General features: G+C 45.7%; 20 protein-coding genes and 1 tRNA gene. 12 read left to right on the top strand and 9 right to left on the bottom strand.

All coding sequences use genetic code 11. From position 1 onward, the window contains the following. Window positions 1-4: 4 nt before the first annotated feature. Window positions 5-2017: an AAA family ATPase gene (locus tag CWI73_RS02530; RefSeq protein ID WP_198675139.1), complete on the bottom strand. Its 2013-nt coding sequence runs from the start codon at window positions 2015-2017 to the stop codon at window positions 5-7. A gap of 120 nt (window positions 2018-2137) precedes the next feature. Beyond that, window positions 2138-2347 carry a hypothetical protein gene (locus CWI73_RS02525; protein WP_126751397.1) on the bottom strand — a complete coding sequence of 70 codons (210 nt, stop codon included), beginning with the start codon at window positions 2345-2347 and terminating at the stop codon, window positions 2138-2140. Between the two features lie 113 nt (window positions 2348-2460). Here CWI73_RS02525 and CWI73_RS02520 point away from each other — a divergent pair, with 113 nt between their 5' ends. Together CWI73_RS02520 and CWI73_RS02515 are read left to right on the top strand one after the other, a co-directional pair. Then, complete coding sequence (locus tag CWI73_RS02520; RefSeq protein ID WP_126751396.1) at window positions 2461-2757, top strand: type II toxin-antitoxin system RelB/DinJ family antitoxin; 297 nt, start codon at window positions 2461-2463, stop codon at window positions 2755-2757. Beyond that, entirely contained in the window at window positions 2744-2914 is a 171-nt protein-coding gene (locus tag CWI73_RS02515; RefSeq protein ID WP_157980621.1) for a type II toxin-antitoxin system RelE/ParE family toxin, read from the top strand. Before CWI73_RS02520 ends, CWI73_RS02515 begins: the two co-directional genes overlap by 14 nt. Before the next feature lie 59 nt (window positions 2915-2973). Here CWI73_RS02515 and CWI73_RS02510 read toward each other — a convergent pair whose 3' ends face one another. Then, window positions 2974-3972 carry an NADP-dependent oxidoreductase gene (locus tag CWI73_RS02510; protein ID WP_126751394.1) on the bottom strand — a complete coding sequence of 333 codons (999 nt, stop codon included), beginning with the start codon at window positions 3970-3972 and terminating at the stop codon, window positions 2974-2976. A gap of 207 nt (window positions 3973-4179) precedes the next feature. Here CWI73_RS02510 and CWI73_RS02505 point away from each other — a divergent pair, with 207 nt between their 5' ends. Next, window positions 4180-4773 carry a hypothetical protein gene (locus tag CWI73_RS02505; RefSeq protein ID WP_126751393.1) on the top strand — a complete coding sequence of 198 codons (594 nt, stop codon included), beginning with the start codon at window positions 4180-4182 and terminating at the stop codon, window positions 4771-4773. A 9-nt stretch (window positions 4774-4782) separates the two neighbouring features. Here the strand turns inward: CWI73_RS02505 and CWI73_RS02500 are convergent. Further along, a tRNA-Val gene (locus CWI73_RS02500) sits at window positions 4783-4859 on the bottom strand. 98 nt (window positions 4860-4957) lie between these two features. After that, window positions 4958-6001: a DUF3080 domain-containing protein gene (locus tag CWI73_RS02495; protein ID WP_126751392.1), complete on the bottom strand. Its 1044-nt coding sequence runs from the start codon at window positions 5999-6001 to the stop codon at window positions 4958-4960. Between the two features lie 30 nt (window positions 6002-6031). On the opposite strand from CWI73_RS02495, the gene CWI73_RS02490 reads away from it, so the two are divergent. After that, a complete protein-coding gene (locus tag CWI73_RS02490) occupies window positions 6032-6640 on the top strand; it encodes a riboflavin synthase subunit alpha (protein WP_126751391.1) in 609 nt (202 codons plus the stop codon). Here CWI73_RS02490 and CWI73_RS02485 read toward each other — a convergent pair. Further along, window positions 6634-6843 carry a CPXCG motif-containing cysteine-rich protein gene (locus CWI73_RS02485; RefSeq protein WP_053953839.1) on the bottom strand — a complete coding sequence of 70 codons (210 nt, stop codon included), beginning with the start codon at window positions 6841-6843 and terminating at the stop codon, window positions 6634-6636. The two genes, CWI73_RS02490 and CWI73_RS02485, sit on opposite strands and share 7 nt — an antisense overlap. Window positions 6844-7040: 197 nt before the next feature. On the opposite strand from CWI73_RS02485, the gene thrS reads away from it, so the two are divergent. The 7 genes from thrS to CWI73_RS02450 all read left to right on the top strand — a co-directional run bounded on the left by thrS (window position 7041) and on the right by CWI73_RS02450 (window position 13987). Further along, window positions 7041-8954, top strand: a complete 1914-nt coding sequence (gene thrS / locus CWI73_RS02480; RefSeq protein ID WP_126751390.1) for a threonine--tRNA ligase — start codon at window positions 7041-7043, stop codon at window positions 8952-8954. A gap of 22 nt (window positions 8955-8976) precedes the next feature. Continuing rightward, the gene (infC, locus tag CWI73_RS02475; RefSeq protein ID WP_126751389.1) at window positions 8977-9522 is read left to right on the top strand and encodes a translation initiation factor IF-3; all 546 of its coding nucleotides are present in this window, start codon (window positions 8977-8979) and stop codon (window positions 9520-9522) included. Between the two features lie 73 nt (window positions 9523-9595). Further along, complete coding sequence (gene rpmI / locus CWI73_RS02470; protein ID WP_053953836.1) at window positions 9596-9793, top strand: 50S ribosomal protein L35; 198 nt, start codon at window positions 9596-9598, stop codon at window positions 9791-9793. 14 nt (window positions 9794-9807) lie between these two features. Beyond that, entirely contained in the window at window positions 9808-10161 is a 354-nt protein-coding gene (rplT, locus tag CWI73_RS02465; RefSeq protein ID WP_053953835.1) for a 50S ribosomal protein L20, read from the top strand. 134 nt (window positions 10162-10295) lie between these two features. After that, window positions 10296-11276 carry a phenylalanine--tRNA ligase subunit alpha gene (gene pheS / locus CWI73_RS02460; RefSeq protein WP_053953834.1) on the top strand — a complete coding sequence of 327 codons (981 nt, stop codon included), beginning with the start codon at window positions 10296-10298 and terminating at the stop codon, window positions 11274-11276. A gap of 26 nt (window positions 11277-11302) precedes the next feature. Next, window positions 11303-13690 carry a phenylalanine--tRNA ligase subunit beta gene (gene pheT, locus CWI73_RS02455; RefSeq protein WP_126751388.1) on the top strand — a complete coding sequence of 796 codons (2388 nt, stop codon included), beginning with the start codon at window positions 11303-11305 and terminating at the stop codon, window positions 13688-13690. A gap of 3 nt (window positions 13691-13693) precedes the next feature. Next, on the top strand, window positions 13694-13987 hold the full coding sequence (locus tag CWI73_RS02450; RefSeq protein ID WP_126751387.1) for an integration host factor subunit alpha: 294 nt from the start codon (window positions 13694-13696) through the stop codon (window positions 13985-13987). Between the two features lie 26 nt (window positions 13988-14013). Here CWI73_RS02450 and CWI73_RS02445 read toward each other — a convergent pair whose 3' ends face one another. The 3 genes from CWI73_RS02445 to CWI73_RS02435 form a co-directional block, all read right to left on the bottom strand. After that, window positions 14014-14694 carry a ChrR family anti-sigma-E factor gene (locus CWI73_RS02445; RefSeq protein ID WP_126751386.1) on the bottom strand — a complete coding sequence of 227 codons (681 nt, stop codon included), beginning with the start codon at window positions 14692-14694 and terminating at the stop codon, window positions 14014-14016. Further along, window positions 14684-15304, bottom strand: coding sequence for a sigma-70 family RNA polymerase sigma factor (locus CWI73_RS02440; RefSeq protein ID WP_126751385.1), 621 nt, complete (start codon window positions 15302-15304; stop codon window positions 14684-14686). Before CWI73_RS02440 ends, CWI73_RS02445 begins: the two co-directional genes overlap by 11 nt. An 82-nt stretch (window positions 15305-15386) precedes the next feature. Then, complete coding sequence (locus CWI73_RS02435; RefSeq protein ID WP_126751384.1) at window positions 15387-15968, bottom strand: LON peptidase substrate-binding domain-containing protein; 582 nt, start codon at window positions 15966-15968, stop codon at window positions 15387-15389. A 158-nt stretch (window positions 15969-16126) separates the two neighbouring features. On the opposite strand from CWI73_RS02435, the gene CWI73_RS02430 reads away from it, so the two are divergent. Then, complete coding sequence (locus CWI73_RS02430) at window positions 16127-17074, top strand: YbgA family protein (protein ID WP_126751383.1); 948 nt, start codon at window positions 16127-16129, stop codon at window positions 17072-17074. Window positions 17075-17086 lie beyond the last annotated feature (12 nt).

Below are 17086 nucleotides of genomic sequence, written 5' to 3'. Positions count from 1 at the left end.
GGCATTAGCAAACTTTAGCCAGAAAGCCCATGGTATTGCTGCCGCGGTGTGACAACATTCGAGTCAACTCATGAGTGCTACCGCTTAATCGACACTTTCTCATTGCCTGAATAAGTTGTTGCGGTGTTGCTGTGCAATGCCCTTCAATTTTGGGAGTATCAAAGCCATTTTCTTTTGCCCATTTGCTTGAAAAGTGCTGAATAGCAGAAGCTGGCAAGGGTTTCAGACTCAACTTATAATCAAGTGCGCTTTCTATTATCGGGTAGTCCTGAAGTATCCGTTCATTACTTACCGTTATGACTAACGGTGGCCGGAACTCGCGAATTCTGTTGGCAATAATATGAACAACACTTTCCGGATCGGGTATGACTCGTTGTATGGCAGTTAAGACCTGATCAATTTTATCAATAGCCAGCAGACTATTATTTTGCGTGGCTTTATCAAATACTTGCATAAGCGTGTTTTCCAGGAATACAGGGTCTGGATGTATGAACACGGAGGAATCGGCAAAGTGCATGCTGCCGTTACAGTCATAGCAGAGGTATCGGGCTAAAGCGGTTTTTCCGGAGCCTGTAACGCCACTAATCAACAAGCGAATACTGTTACCTTTAGTGCAAAACTCTTCAATACGGTGCTTGGGTAACTCACACTCTACATGAGCCTGTGAAAAGTCAAATTGGCCGAGTTCTTCGCTATAAACACGGGGGAGGTCGGGATAGTTAAGCTTAATGATTTGATCGATGGACAAGCTACTATCCGTTAGCCGGTCAGTCAGCTGTTGCATTTGAGCGATAGACGCCGGGGTTTTTACCCGAAAAGCGGCTAGATTCTTTAGGGTCTGTAGGCTTGCGACTTTATTTTTAAAAGCTTGCTGCAGTAATTTTACCGCAGTTGAAAAATTAACCTCGGGCATTTCCAGTACATAGTCAAAGCGGCGTAGAAATGCCGAGTCGAAAAAACGTGTTTTATTACATATCCAGTACGATGTTGTTTCGCGCTTTTCCAATAGCTGATTTATCCAGCCTTTTCGCTTTTCCTGAGTATCCTTTTCAACTAAAACATCTTCAACTTCGTCAAATAAAATGTGGTTTCTCGATGAGCCACTTAACAAAGTGTTCATGCGAGCAAACCGCGACAGGCGATAACTAGTGGTATTGTCATATTCATCGTCATCAATGACGGGCACATCGAACAGGCAAGCATCGGCATACTGCGCTAAAGCCTTTGCTAATTCCGTTTTGCCTGTACCCGGAGGGCCAACAAATAAAATACTCATTGGTGGTGTGTTACCTAATGTTGCCTGCTTTATGCAGTTTTTTAATAAAGTCAGCTGATTCCCTAAATACTCAAAATCTTTTAATTCCAACGTTGAAGCGGAGCAGGGGGTTAGGAAGCCGGATAGTATATCGTCGTTAACCGACTGGCATTGGCTAATACTGTCGACGACAAAGGATGACATTCTGAATCTATCGCTGACTGAACGGATATACGAACCGGGTGACCCGGCGAGATACATTTTTACAATGGTAGAGTCTTCTTTTGTGAGATCTTTGATAGTCTTAGGACTCACTCCAATTAACTTACTGATAATGTCTAGCTCGGCTCGTGCAGAAAACTCGTCGAAAATAAAGTTAAGTATTACTTCCATAACTTGCGAGGCGCTAAATAAGTAAGCAAATGCAACCCAACGATATTCCTCTTCCGAGAGGTTTAATTGTCGTTGTAGTGCTCTAACGCCCATTATTTCCGGAACCCGAATACGCCAGTCTGTATTGTTGTTACTAAACTCTATTATTTTTTCAACGGTATTGGCAGGCAGTTCATAAAGGCTTACTGCATTCTCGACTTTTTCAATTAAGCCTGACTGTCGTTTTTCGTTACCGCCCAAGTTATGGCAACGCGCGAGTAAGAAAAAGCTCAATGGCGCCCAGAAAAACTCGAATGGATGTTCTTCATTTTGCCCAAAAGAAATAGGAAGTTTGGGTAATGCAGGAGTTGAATTAGTTAATGTTGTCATATGCACCTCACTTTTTATTGATGAGGTCATGTTAGCTTGGACTGCGACATCTGATGTCGCAAGAAAAAATGCGCACTCGTTACTATTTCTGAAACGAATGCGCATTAAGTAATAGTAAGGTTACAACTTAACCAGCAACTTACCTTTATTATCCCCGCTAAAGAACAGGTTCAGGCCATCAATAGCGGACTCCAGCTCTTTCAGTTTGGCGTCTAAGTCGTCGGTTTTGTAGTTTATAGCGCCGTCAAAGCCTAATTCGCTGGCTATAGAAACCGAGTTGGTAGGAGAGCTCTGACATAGATCGACGTTATGGCGTAGTTGGGAGGTCAAGGTACGATCTTATGATAAGTTAATAGACGGGTTAGGCTTGTTGATATTAACATTTGACCGTATCTCATTTGAGATACATAATATTTTAAGTTTCTTAAACGTAGGTGAAAGCAATGCCTCATACCTCAATGTTACATGTTCGGGTTGATGAAAAACTAAAGTCGGAAGCTTCAGAAAAGCTCGCTAATGTTGGTTTAACGATATCTGACGCAGTTCGTATTCTTTTAACTAGAGTTACAAAGGAAGGCGGCTTGCCAGTAGGCTTAACAGCAGACGGTGCCGCTTATGACCGTTGGTTTAAAGAAAAAGTAGAGCAAGCGTTGTTGAGTGATTTGCCAACAGTGGGCAATGAAAGCGTTATGGAAGATGCTAAAAAACTAGTGGAAAGGAAGCGTGGTGCTAAAAATTGAATGGAAGCAGTCTGCTAAAAAGGATTTTATTGCCATAGTTGAATATATTTCACAAGAAAACTTGCTGGCAGCTGAAACGTTTATTGAGGTTGTTGAGGACAGTCTAGAGCTATTAAAAGCTCATCCTAAAGCAGGAAAAATAGTAAAGCCTGGCTGACTTATTGCAGCGCATTCATCACCATTATGGAGACGAATGCGCATTAAGTAATAGTAAGGTTACAGCTTAACCAGCAACTTACCTTTATTGTCCCCGCTAAAGAACAGGTTCAGGCCATCAATAGCCGACTCCAGGCCTTCCAGCGTATGCGCTCGGTATTTGATTTTGCCGTTCATCACATACGGGGTGAGTTTTTCCAGCAGGCTAGGCACTTCGTGGAAGTGATCCGGCATGGTGAAGCCCTGAATGCTTAAACGCTTTTTAATGATAGGAATCCAGCTTGGGCCGGGCGCTGGTTCGGCTTTGTCGTAGTCGGCTATCATGCCGCAGACCACAATTCGGCCGTGTGCGTTCATGTGCTGCATTACGTGGTGCTGAATGGGGCCACCGGTATTTTCAAAATATAAATCGATGCCGTCAGGCGTTAGCTCTTTCAGTTTGGCGTCTAAGTCGTCGGTTTTGTAGTTTATAGCGCCGTCAAAGCCTAGTTCGTTGGTTATCCATTCGGCTTTTTCGTCACTGCCGACCACGCCAATGACACGCAAGCCATCGGCTTTAGCTAGCTGTCCGACAATGGAGCCTACCGAGCCAGCGGCTCCTGTAACCACCAGAGTCTCACCAGACTTTGGCTTGCCGACGTTGAATAAACCTTGGGTGGCAGTTAAGCCGGGCAGGGCAAACACTGACAATACCATCTTGTCGGGCACGTCAGCTTGTACTTTATTAATGCCTTGACCGTCGCTCAGCGCGTATTGTTGCCAGCCCATCATGCCCATTACACGGTCGCCTTTGGAGAAATCCGGATGCTTGCTTTCCACGACTTCACCAACGCCCGAACTGCGCATGACAGTATTGAGCTCGACCGGCGGAATGTAACTTTCGGTATCGGGACTCATCCAGCCAAACATGGCCGGGTCTAACGACATGTGAGTTTGCTTAATTAAAAACTGACCGTCGTTAACTATTGGTAGCTCTTTTTCCACCACTTCAAAAATATCCGCACTGACAGGGCCCGGATTTGGGCGCTTAACTAAGTTAATCGCTTTATAGGTTGTCATGTTGTTCCTTATTACGTCTTTATTGAGTGCCGTTAGCATAACGCTGTAGCCTGTATACGTAAAAGAAAAATAAACGGGTGTTTGAATTTATTGAGTGTTGGTTAGGAAAGTAATGTAATAAGAAAATTATACGATGTACGAATTTTATCGTACTATTGAAGTAAGTAATAAACAAACAAAGGTAACAACTATTGGGTTGGTGACGACATGAAAATTTTTAAAGTTGGCGACACTCAGAAAGTCATGTGTGACTTGTGCCAGTCGCTAGAAACAGCAATATTCGGTTTGCGTGATGTTCCTTTTAGTGACGGCCATGGTCTAGTTAAAAATGTTTTGGTTGGTGTGTGTGACAAGTGTGACCAGGTTGCGGTAATACCCCAACAATCGGTGCCTGCAATAAAGAAACAGTTAGATGCAAGGAAGAAACCTATTGAGAGTCGAGTTCCTGCCCATATGGTAGATATACTGAATTTGGCAAGTAGCTCTCTTGGCGCGGGTACAGACTTTTCAGCGGCACTTATTAAGTATTTTATTCATACAATTTATGAGAATGAAAAGACGGCTGACAGTTTGCTTAAATACCTGGACAGCGATCTTGCAGAAGGTAAAGCCCAAAAGCGTATATCTCTAAAAGGGCGGCTAGTTTTGGACGAGCTAAAGACCATTAGAATGCGAGCGCATTTAACAAGCAATACCGATGTTTTAAAAGCGGTAGTACTTAAAATAAATGATGATGTTTTGGTGAATCCAAAAGCTCAACTCATTAATGAACTGAAAAGTGTTGCGGCGACTTATGCTTAACTAGAAAAGTGGTGCGTCCTAGTAGACTCGAACTACCGACCTCTGCCATGTCAAGGCAGCGCTCTAACCAACTGAGCTAAGGACGCACATTTTTGAGGTATGTCGTGAAGACGGGCGGTATATTAGTTATTTGCGGCCTCTCGTGCAAGTGGTTTTTTGCAAAAAGTGACTGTTTGTCGAATTTCTAGTCAGGCGCTGGGGTAAAGTTGCATGCACTGTAAAAACGCTGCCAGGGCCGAACAAAGTGAACGGTGGCATCGGTCAACACTTTGCTGAGCTTACCAAGCTCTGCAATATAGTCCTTCAGCGCTGGCTGTGGCGCTATTCCCTGAAGGTTTTCCAGTGTCATTAACAGGCGCTGATGTTGCTCGATAACTTCTGCAATGTCGCCTTGCATTTCTTTAATGTATATGTTGTTAAACGAGTCTCTCAGCTGTTCTGCTTTTTGGGGGACGCTGCCATTAGGGCAGTGCAGGGCTTCCGGAATTTCCGGTAATTGGTCACGCATAGCATCTAGCTTATGTGCGTAGTCCAGCATGGTTCTGAATAAGTCGGGTAAATAGTTACTGCGCTCAAGTCTCCCCAGCATTTTTATCATCTCGGACGGGTCATCCGTTTCTTTCGTATAGTTCCAGCGCTCCAAAATTCGGGTGAAACGCTCCAGAGCATTAACAGCGTAGTTATATTCAGTAACATGAATTTGCGGCAGAGAATTGTTGCCAACAGACAAGGCGCTGCGGAGACCGTCTTCAAACGCAAAAGCATTGGCCAGGCTGGCACTTAATTGCGACTTTTTGTGCGCTAATGCTTCTTCTAATTGCGCTTTTACGTTAGCGGACTCAGGGTGTTCAATGCACTCTTCCAGCGCTTCTACCATGGCTAAATCAGCATGGTATTTGCTGAAGCCGTCTTTTAACTTGCCTAGCGAGCTGTTGTTTTCCGCAATTTCCTGACCCAGCCGACAATGATTCAGACGCATACTGTCCATAAAGCCAAGGCTGGTGCGCTCAACATCACGCTTTAACTCACTTTTTGCCGGATACTGAAGTGTTGGCTTTTCTGGAGTAATAGAACGGGCCGGTAACTCAAGTGTGTCATGCACGTTGCTGTGCAGTTTGTCCGCGTACTCGGTTAACCCGGGGTTGTCTGAGCAAGCGACCATTCCCAGTGCGCTAAAGGCAAAGAGTGCATAGCCAACGGGCTTAAAAATAAGTACACTTCGAGTCATTTCTCCGGTTCCTTGTCACACGGGTGGTTCATGTTTACAGGTATTGTACAAACACAAGCTACGATATTTTCGGTCTCTGACCAAGCTTCTTTTCGACATATTGTGGTCGAAACTGAGCCTGAATTCTTACAAGACCTAGCCATTGGTGCCAGTATAGCTATTAACGGCTGTTGTTTAACGGTCGTTGAATTTAGTGATACGCAGGTGCATTTTGATGTTATCGATGAAACCCTGCGTTTAACGAATTTAGGCAAGTTGAAAGAAGCTGACAAGGTTAACTTTGAGCGGTCACTTAGGGTTGGAGATGAAATTGGCGGCCATGGTGTATCGGGACATATTCATTGTTCAGGTAAAGTAACTGACGTGGAATTGTCGGAAAATAACTGTGCCATGTGGATCCAAATACCAGAAAAGCATAGCAGTTACCTGTTTGATAAAGGTTTTATAAGCGTTAATGGCGCCAGTTTGACCATTGGCCAGGTTAAGGGGAATTGTTTTTCATTGCACCTTATTCCAGAAACGTTGCGCATTACCAACTTAGGTGAGTGTGAAGCGGGCTCAGAAGTCAACATTGAGCTTGACCAGCAAACCATTACAACGGTCGATACGGTTGAGCGTGTTCTGGCGAAGCGTCAGTAAAACTGTTCGTCATTGCCGTCGACTTTAATGCGCGCCTGTTGGTTGATTTCATCGACCTGTAATTGCACGTGAATGAGATCACCACAGGCGGAGCACTCTTCCTGGTAGTCCTGGTTTCCCTCGGAAGCATCAATATCTAAAAAGGTATTGTGGCCGCAATGCGGACATTTCACTGGCACACTTTTTAGGTTCTCTTCGTTCATAAATAGCCCCTTCGCTTGAAAAATTAAGCTTATTGTAAGTATGGCTTAAATAGCTTAATACGCCAGTTAAGTTGCTCTAAATGGCTTGCTGTTTTATAGTACGGGGCTTGCGTTCGATGGTACCGAACGCACCAAATTTCAATAAATAGAGCATGTGGCACTTGGTAGGTGTCACCACTGGATAGGAAGGAAGTTTCATGCCTGTAATTACTCTCCCTGACGGAAGTCAACGCGAATTTGATAAACCGGTTTCAATCATGGATATCGCTATGGATATCGGGCCTGGTCTGGCGAAAGCGACTGTTGCTGGTCGCATCGACGGTGAGTTGGCCGACGCCTGCGATATGATTGAACACGACGCCAAAGTAGAAATTGTCACACCGAAAGACGATGACGGCGTGCATATTATTCGCCACTCGTGCGCGCATTTAATGGGTCACGCGGTTAAACAGCTTTGGCCTGACGCTAAAATGGCGATTGGTCCGGTTATCGACAACGGTTTTTACTATGATATCGACGTTGACCATACTTTCACCGACGAAGATTTAGAGAAAATTGAAAAGCGGATGAAGGAGTTGGCGAAAACCAACTATCAAGTCATTAAAAAGAAGGTCAGCTGGAAAGAGGCGCGTGAAACCTTCGTAGACCGCCACGAACCCTACAAAATTGAGATTTTAGACGAGAACATTCCAACCGACTCGCGTCCGGCGCTTTATCATCACGAAGAGTACATTGATATGTGCCGTGGCCCGCATGTGCCTAGCATGAAATTCTGCGAGCATTTTAAAGTGATGAAAATGGCTGGCGCGTATTGGCGTGGCAACTCTGACAATAAAATGTTGCAGCGTATTTACGGCACTGCCTGGGCAGACAAAAAACAATTAAAAGCTTATTTGAAACGCTTGGAAGAAGCCGAAAAACGCGACCACCGTAAAATTGGTAAGAACCAGGACTTATTCCACTGGCAGGAAGAAGCGCCGGGCATGGTGTTCTGGCACCACAATGGTTGGACTATTTTCCGTGAACTCGAAGACTTTGTGCGCGAGAAATTGCGTGAGTACGACTATCAGGAAGTAAAAGGTCCAATGATGATGGACCGTGTGTTGTGGGAAAAGTCGGGTCACTGGGAGAAATTCTCTGATTTGATGTTCACAACCGCTTCAGAAAACCGTGAATATGCCGTTAAGCCCATGAACTGCCCGGGACACGTGCAAATCTTTAACCAGGGGCTTAAGTCATACCGCGATTTACCGTTGCGCATGGCAGAGTTTGGTTCGTGCCATCGAAATGAACCTTCGGGGGCATTGCATGGTCTGATGCGTGTACGTGGCTTTACTCAGGATGACGCGCACGTTTTTTGTACTGAAGACCAAGTACAGCCTGAGGTTGCCGCTTGTATTAAGATGGTTTATGAAACTTATGAAACTTTTGGTTTTGACAAAGTTGAAGTAAAACTGTCAACGCGTCCTGAAAAACGTTTAGGCGACGATGCAACCTGGGATCGCAGTGAAAAAGCCTTGGCCGACGCACTGAAAGCGCACGATATCGACTTTGAATACCTGCCAGGCGAGGGCGCATTCTACGGTCCGAAAATTGAATTTACTTTGTTCGATTGCTTAGGTCGTGCGTGGCAGTGCGGGACGATTCAGCTGGACTTTGCACTACCAGGCCGCTTAGGAGCGACCTACGTGGGTGAAGACAACGAGCGTCATACTCCAGTGATGATTCACCGCGCTATTCTGGGCTCGCTGGAGCGCTTCATGGGTATTCTTATTGAAGAATACGCAGGGCATTTCCCGGTTTGGTTAGCACCGACACAGGTTGTTTTGATGAATATCACCGATAATCAGAGCGATTATGTGAAAAAGGTGGTAAAATCACTGAATGAAAAGGGAATTCGTGCCACGGCTGACTTGAGAAATGAGAAGATTGGCTTTAAAATCCGTGAGCATACTCTTAAACGAGTTCCTTATTTGCTGGTTGTCGGCGATAAAGAAGTCGAAGCTGGCGAGGTTGCGGTTCGTACTCGTAGCGGTGAAGACCTGGGTAAACTGGCTCTGGATGACTTCATTGCGAAAATTGAAGACGAAGTACGTACCCGCAAAATTTAATAATTAGTTGGAGGAATAAACCATTAAAGGCGGAAAAAGAACTCAAAAAGCTGCAGATAAAAACCGTATCAACGACCAAATTATGGGCGTTGATGAAGTTCGCTTAATCGGAACCGATGGTGAACAAATTGGTGTCGTCAGTATTAACGAGGCTCTTGATGCAGCAGCAGAAGCTGGTGTTGATTTGGTGGAAATGAGCCCTAACGCGGAGCCACCTGTCTGCCGCTTAATGGATTACGGTAAGTTCCTCTTCGAGAAGAGCAAAGAACAGAAAGAGCAGAAGAAAAAGCAGAAACAGATTCAGGTTAAGGAAGTTAAATTCCGACCTGGCACAGATGAGGGCGACTACCAGGTAAAACTGCGCAACCTGCGTCGCTTCCTCGAGGGAGGTGACAAAACGAAAGTCACTATCCGTTTCCGTGGCCGGGAAATGGCACACCAAGAGTTGGGTATTGACCTGCTAAACCGTGTTAAAGCGGACTTAGAAGAAATCTCAACTGTTGAGTCGTTCCCTAAAAGGGCCGAAGGTCGCCAGATGATTATGGTTCTGGCACCGGTTAAGAAGTGATCGTGGTTTACAAGTAGGCAGCTTGCTGTCTCACCCTTTCACACTTTCAATCAACAATGCGGAGTTTAATTTCATGCCAAAAATGAAATCAAACAAAGGCGCTTCTAAGCGCTTCAAAAAGACTGCTTCAGGCGGTTATAAGTGCAAGCAATCTCACTTGCGTCACATTCTGACTAAGAAAACTCCTAAGCGTAAGCGTCAGCTGCGTGCTAAGAGCATGGTCCACGAAGCGGACATTAAATTAGTCGATCGTATGTTACCGTACGCATAAGGGGAGATTAGCAAATGGCACGAGTAAAACGTGGTGTAATCGCGAGAGCGCGTCACAAGAAAGTCCTGAAGCAGGCGAAAGGTTATTATGGTGCCCGTAGTCGCGTTTATCGCGTTGCGGTACAGGCAGTCACTAAAGCAGGTCAATATGCATACCGTGACCGTCGCAACAAGAAACGTCAATTCCGTCAATTATGGATTGTGCGTATCAACGCTGCGGCACGTCAAAACGGTTTGTCTTACAGCCGCTTTATCAACGGCCTTAAGAAAGCATCAGTAGAAATCGATCGCAAGATCCTTGCTGATATCGCAGTTCACGATCAAAACGGCTTTGCTGCTTTGGTTGAGAAAGCGAAAGGCGCACTGTAAACAACGACTTTTTAAGTTCGTTTAAACAGATTTCAAAGGGAGCCATTAGGCTCCCTTTTTTGATCGTTTTTCTGATAGAATAACGCCTTTAAAAATCACGCTATAAAAGCCTATTGTCAGTGTTGAGGGAAACAATGCAATTAGAGGAAATCGTCGCACAAGCCGAAGCGGCCATCGCCAATGCGGATAACCCGCAAGCGTTGGATGACGTTCGTGTTCAATACATGGGGAAAAAAGGCCAATTAACAGAGCTGTTAAAAGGCTTAGGAAAACTTGACCCGTCAGAGCGTCGCGAAGCCGGCCAAAAAATTAACGAAGCTAAGCAACAGGTTCAAACCAGCATCAATTCGCGCAAAGAGTTGCTAAAAGCCGAAGAGCTAAAAGCCAAGCTAGAAGCAGAGCGTATTGATGTCACATTGCCTGGACGCAACTCTGCGGTTGGTGGTGTCCACCCGGTTACGCAGACTATTCGCCGTATTGAACAGTTCTTTGGTGATTTGGGCTTTAGTGTTAAAGAAGGTCCTGAAGTGGAAGACGGTTTCCATAACTTCGATGCATTGAACATTCCGGCGAACCATCCTGCTCGTGCAGACCACGATACCTTCTATTTTACTCCCTCAACGATGCTGCGTACTCAGACTTCGGGTGTTCAAATTCGTACTATGGAAGTGGAAAAGCCGCCATTGCGTATTATCTCGCCTGGTCGTGTTTATCGTAACGACTACGATCAGACCCACACCCCAATGTTTCATCAAGTCGAAGGCTTGATGGTAGACACTGACGTATCATTTACGCAGTTAAAAGGCATTTTAGAAGATTTCCTGACTCACTTTTTTGAAGAGTCATTGCAAGTGCGTTTCCGTCCGTCCTACTTCCCATTCACAGAGCCTTCAGCAGAAGTGGATGTCATGGGTAAAGACGGTAAATGGTTAGAAGTACTGGGCTGCGGCATGGTGCATCCTAACGTGTTGAAAGCGGTTGGCATTGACCCGGAAAAATACACCGGCTTTGCCTTTGGTATGGGCGTTGAGCGCCTAACCATGTTGCGCTACGGCGTAACCGACCTGCGTGCGTTTTTCGAAAACGACTTACGTTTCTTAAAACAATTCAACTAATCCAGAATTCAGAAGGCATTTGCAGCATGAAATTAAGTGAACAGTGGTTAAGAGAGTGGGTTAACCCAGCCGTAGACAGCAACGAGCTTAGCGAGCAGCTGAGCATGGCTGGCCTTGAAGTCGACGGCGTCGAGCCAGTTGCAGCAGACTTCCATACAGTTGTGGTGGGTGAAGTGGTCGAGTGTGGCCCTCATCCCGATGCGGACAAGTTGCAGGTTACCAAAGTGAACACCAACGACGGCGAGTTGCTAGACATTGTGTGTGGTGCGCCAAACTGTCGTCAAGGTATTAAGGTGGTTGTCGCTAAGGTTGGCGCAGTTCTGCCGGGCGACTTCAAAATTAAAAAAGCAAAACTACGTGGGCATCCGTCTCACGGTATGCTGTGCTCGTTCAAAGAGCTGGGCTTAATTGACGACCATGAAGGTATTATAGAACTGCCGGAAGACGCACCGGTTGGCAAAGATTACCGAGATTATTTAGGCCTTGAAGACCACAGTATCGATATCGACTTAACGCCAAACCGCGGTGACTGTTTGAGTGTTCGTGGTATAGCTCGTGAGCTGGGTGTATTGAATCGACTGGATGTTAACGAGCCCGAAATTAACGACGTAGCAGCTAAAATTGATGAGCAAAAGGCGATTCATTTAGACGCGCCGAAGCAGTGCCCACGTTATTTAGGTCGTGTCATTAAAGGTATTGATGTGTCACGTCCAACGCCTATCTGGATGAGTGAAAAGCTGCGCCGTAGTGGCATCCGTAGTATTGATCCTGTGGTGGATATTACCAACTACGTATTGCTTGAGTTGGGCCACCCAATGCACGCGTTTGACTTAGATACGCTGCAAGGCGATATTCACGTGCGTTTGGCAGCAGCGAAAGAAAAGCTGACACTGCTAGACGGTGAAGAAGTGGAACTCGATGACGATGTTCTGGTCATTGCTGATGAGCAAAAAGCCTTAGCAATGGCAGGTGTCTACGGTGGTAAAGACAGTGGTGTGACTGTTGAAAGCAAAAACATTTTCTTAGAAAGTGCGTTTTTTGCGCCGGACGCTATTTTAGGTAAAGCACGTCGCTTCGGCCTGCACACGGACGCATCTCACCGCTATGAGCGTGGTGTTGACCCGCAATTGCAACGTACTGCTATGGAGCGTGCAACTCAGTTATTGCTGGATATTTGCGGCGGCGAGGCAGGGCCGGTTACTGAAGCGGTGTCTGAGAAGCACCTGCCCGAGCGTGCGAACGTCAAGTTACGTAGCGCTCGCTTGGCCAAAGTGCTGGGCGTGCAAATTGCTGATGACGAAGTAACAGAGATTCTTCAGCGTCTGGGTCTGGAAGCAACCTATAACAGCGGCGAATGGCAGGTTCAGGTTCCGTCATACCGTTTTGACATTGCCATTGAAGAAGACTTAATTGAAGAAGTGGCGCGTGTGTACGGTTACAATGCGATTAAGGCAGCGGCGCCGGCGGCACAGCTTCGCATGACTGATCGCAAAGAAGCTTCGGTTAGCCGCCATACCTTAACGAATGCACTTGTTGAGCGAGGTTATCAGGAAGCCATTACTTACAGCTTTGTTGATCCTAAGCATCAGGCTATGTTGTTTAACGAAACCGCAGCATTAACCTTGCCGCACCCAATTTCGGTCGATATGTCGTCTATGCGTGTCAGCCTTTGGCCTGGGTTAGCTGGTGCTGTTGCGCACAACCAGAAACGTCAGCAAGCAGTATTGGCGTTTGTCGAAACAGGCTTACGTTTTATTCCAGATGAAAGCGCTGAAAATGGCGTTCGTCAGGAACCGGTGCTTGGCGGTATTCGTGCTGGAAAAGCACATACTGAACACTGGTCGGAAGGTGAGCGTGCTGTCGACTTTTTCGATGTAAAAGGCGACGTTGAAGCTTTATTGGAAAAAACAGGCGAGGCGCATTTATTCCGCTTTGTGGCTGACCAGCACGATGCATTACACCCAGGACAGTCTGCGGCAATTTATAAAGGTGAACGTAAAGTCGGCTTTATGGGCGCTTTGCACCCACAGCATGAAAAGGCACTAGGCTTAAACCAACGCGCTTTTGTGTTTGAAATTGAGCTGGACGCAATAGCTGTACGTCGTATTCCGGCAGCGCAGCCTGTGTCGCGTTATCCGAGTATTCGTCGTGACTTAGCCGTTATCGTTGATAAGCATATTGCGGCGGGTGAACTCTTAGCTGCGATGGAAAATATTGGCGTAAAACAGTTAGTTGACCTAAACTTGTTTGATGTATACGAAGGTGACGGTGTGCCGGAGAACAAACGTAGTTTGGCATTGTCTGTAACATTACAGGATGCCGATAAAACGTTAGAAGAGGCAGACGTTACTGAAATAATGACTCAATTTGTAGAGACCTTAAAAAGTGAGTTTAATGCAACACTGAGGGATTAAACTATGGCGCTAACCAAAGCAGAATTGGCGGAAGTCCTGTTCGAGAAACACGGTATTAGTAAACAAGACGCTAAAGCGCTTGTTGAAGAATTTTTTGAGGAAATACGCGCTGCTTTGGAAAGTGGTGAGCAGGTTAAATTATCAGGTTTTGGTAACTTTGAGCTGCGAACTAAAGGCCAACGTCCGGGAAGAAACCCTAAAACGGGTGAAGAAATTCCAATTAAAGCTCGCCGTGTGGTGAGCTTTAAACCAGGACAGAAATTTAAGAGTCGTGTAGAAAATGCAGAGCCTGAGTAAAATCAGGCTCTTTTTTATGGAAGCAGTTAAGCTCTAAAGAACAAGCTGCTGAATGGGTTAAGCAACCGGCTGATGCCTGAGGTGAAATGCAGTGGGGCATCCAAAGTTGCTAACGTCAGACAGTCCTGCTCCTGAGTTTCTGGTGTGTGTGTTTTTGATGGATCAAGCAACACAAAGTCACCGTCTTTATACTCATCTTTTTCGTCATTAAACACACCGTCCAACACCAGTGTTGCTTCCTGACCCTTGTGTGTATGTTCAGGAACCTTGGCACCAGGTGCCATATAAATTAGGTTTGTCTGGTTACCATTTTCCAGCGTCAGCGGAGCTCTCCACAATTTCCCAACCAATTTTGACCAGTCGCCAATACGGTGACTGTTGTGTGCTAAGGTTCTAGGTAGTGTGAAACGTCGACCTTCAAGATATAAAATATCGTTAGGCTCGTTTTCTACTTTGTTGCAAACCGAAGACTCAAAAATAGCTTCAAGCATTTTGTCGCACTGACTTTTGGTCATAGCCTGGTTAGCCACATTGACAATAGTGTCCAGGTTATCCTCACACAATTTCTGTTCAATGTCGCACACCGTCCGACGACATGCCTTACACATATCAATATGAGTCCCCACGACTATCGTCATGGCTGCGCTGAGGTCACCTGCAGCGTATTGGTATAACAGGGCTTCGCCCGGGTGCGATTTAATCATCATTGACTATCAACTCTTTCAATTTCTTAAGTGCTAAACGAGTTCGGGACTTAATGGTCCCTAAAGGTACGCCTAAAGCATCAGATACTTCCTGCTGCGACTTACCTTCAATGTAAATTTTCTCAATGACAATGCGCTGAGCGTCAGGAAGTTGAGCATAATATTGCGAAATTTCCTGCATCAACACGTCGTTGTCCAAACTGTAACCATCGTCTAAACTGTCGTTCTGCTCTGACAAAATAGGCCAAAGTTCATCGGCACTGATGTCATCTTTACGTTTTTTGTTTTTACGTAAAAGATCAAAACGAATATTACGAGCAATGGTAAATATCCAAGTTGACGGTGAACCTTTATCTGGCTTAAACAAATGCGCTTTATGCCAAACATTCGTCATGGTTTCCTGAACCAGATCCATGGCGGTTTGCTCATTGCCAAATTGCCGCGTTGCGTAAGATTGCAGTTTGGGCGCGAAATGTCGAAACAGTTCACTGAAAGCCGCTCGGCTTCGAGTTTCAGCTATACTTGCAAGCAGTTCGGCTGCATGTTCTGCAGCGTCTGTTTGGGTGGTATTCATAGACCCCCGAGTCGATGTTCTTCCTGACACCATCTGCATAATTAGACCTGCTATCTTTCCACAATGTACCAATTAATACTTAAGCTCCGAATATTCGGATCACTCGATGACAGAAATTTATTTATTTGCCCATTAAGTCTAGCAAATATTCCTGCGTTTTTAGACAACTTTCCTCTTTTATTAAAGATTGTTTCGTGTCTGTGTCGAGTGGGAGAATTTCAAGCCAGCGCGAGCAAAGCCAGTCAAGCCTGTCGTAGCTTAAATCTGGCAGCAATTCAGAGAGCTCAGGATAGGTTTCATAAGCTTCCTGAAGCTTTTCTTTTAGGTTTATACAAGAGTCCGGCAAAGCTGCTTGTGGCCAAGCTGGTAAGTGTTCAATGTTGCCAACTCTCAAATTATCAGACTCTAACCAATGGCCAAGAATGCGAACTCGGCTCTGACCTTCGACAGTAATACCAAGCAAACCGTCGTCGCGTGGCTCAAAATCGATGATTTTTACCGAAGTGCCATAAGGACGAATGTAGTCGTCTTCCGCCGGTGACTTGTCGTTATCAAACATGGCTATGGCAAACTCCGCGTCGCGTTGCAATGAGTCCTTAACCAAACGAATGTAGCGCGGCTCAAATATACGCAGCTTCATACGCCCCTCAGGTAATACTTGAGAGGTGAGGGGAAAAATCGGTAACTGCTCAGACAACGACATAACACCTCTTTCCGCTGAACTCGTGTTTATTAACTCCTTCTACGTGCGTTAAATCAAAGTTGGATCTATTTTTGTTATAAGAAACGAAACTATTTTTTACAAAGCGCCGTAAATTAAACCAGCACAATACTGGAATGACGTTATAAGAGGGAAGCACAGTGCGTTTAAAAGTTGGTATTAGCTCTTGCCTTATGGGCGATGAGGTTCGCTTTGATGGCGGTCATAAGCGCTCTGCGTTTGCGACCGATGAGCTGACTCGTCATATTGATTTAGTTCGGTTCTGTCCAGAAGTGGGTATTGGCATGCCAGTCCCCAGACCCACGATTCGACTGGAAAAACATGGTAGCAATGGCAGCGAAACCGTTGAAGCGGTCGTACCGAAAACCGCTGAAATCGTCACAACGAAGCTGTCTGATTTTGCCGACAAAATTCAGATTAAGGCAAAAGATCTGAGCGGCTATATTCTTTGCGCAAAGTCACCCAGTTGTGGAATGGAGCGTGTGAAGCTTTATGACCCTGAAACGGGGCATGCTCGCAAAGAAGCCACAGGTATTTTTGCTTCTCGCCTGCGAGAAAATAATCCGGCCATGCCGCTAGAGGAAGACGGTCGTTTAAACGACCCTCATCTGCGCGAAAACTTCATTATGCGGGTTTATGTGTATGGGCAGTGGAAGCAAATTGAGGACACGCCAACGAAGAATAACCTGTTGAGCTTCCATAGTTCCTGTAAGCTTTTGCTGTTAGCACACAACCAGCAACGCTACAGAGAGCTGGGGAAACGACTGGGCGAGGCAGATACTGTCGATGCTGAGTTTGCTACGCAGTATATCCGGGACGTAATGGAGGCATTATCAGAGCCGGCATCGCGCCGTAACCACACTAATGTGCTGCAACATATTCAGGGGTACTTTAAAGGCGATTTAGAGCATCAACAGCGCGAAGAACTCAGCGATATTATTTTGCAGTACCACGATGGCATTCTACCGTTAATGTCGCCGTTAACACTGATAAAGCACTATTTACGCGAGTTTCCGAAAGAGTATCTTGAAAACCAGTGGTACCTGAACCCGTACCCGGTCGATTTGAAACTCCGTTATGGTCTATAAAGGGCTGAACCA

It is taken from the genome of Idiomarina piscisalsi, from assembly GCF_003987095.1.
Lineage (GTDB): Bacteria > Pseudomonadota > Gammaproteobacteria > Enterobacterales > Alteromonadaceae > Idiomarina > Idiomarina piscisalsi.
This window is presented reverse-complemented; position numbering and strand designations above follow the sequence as displayed.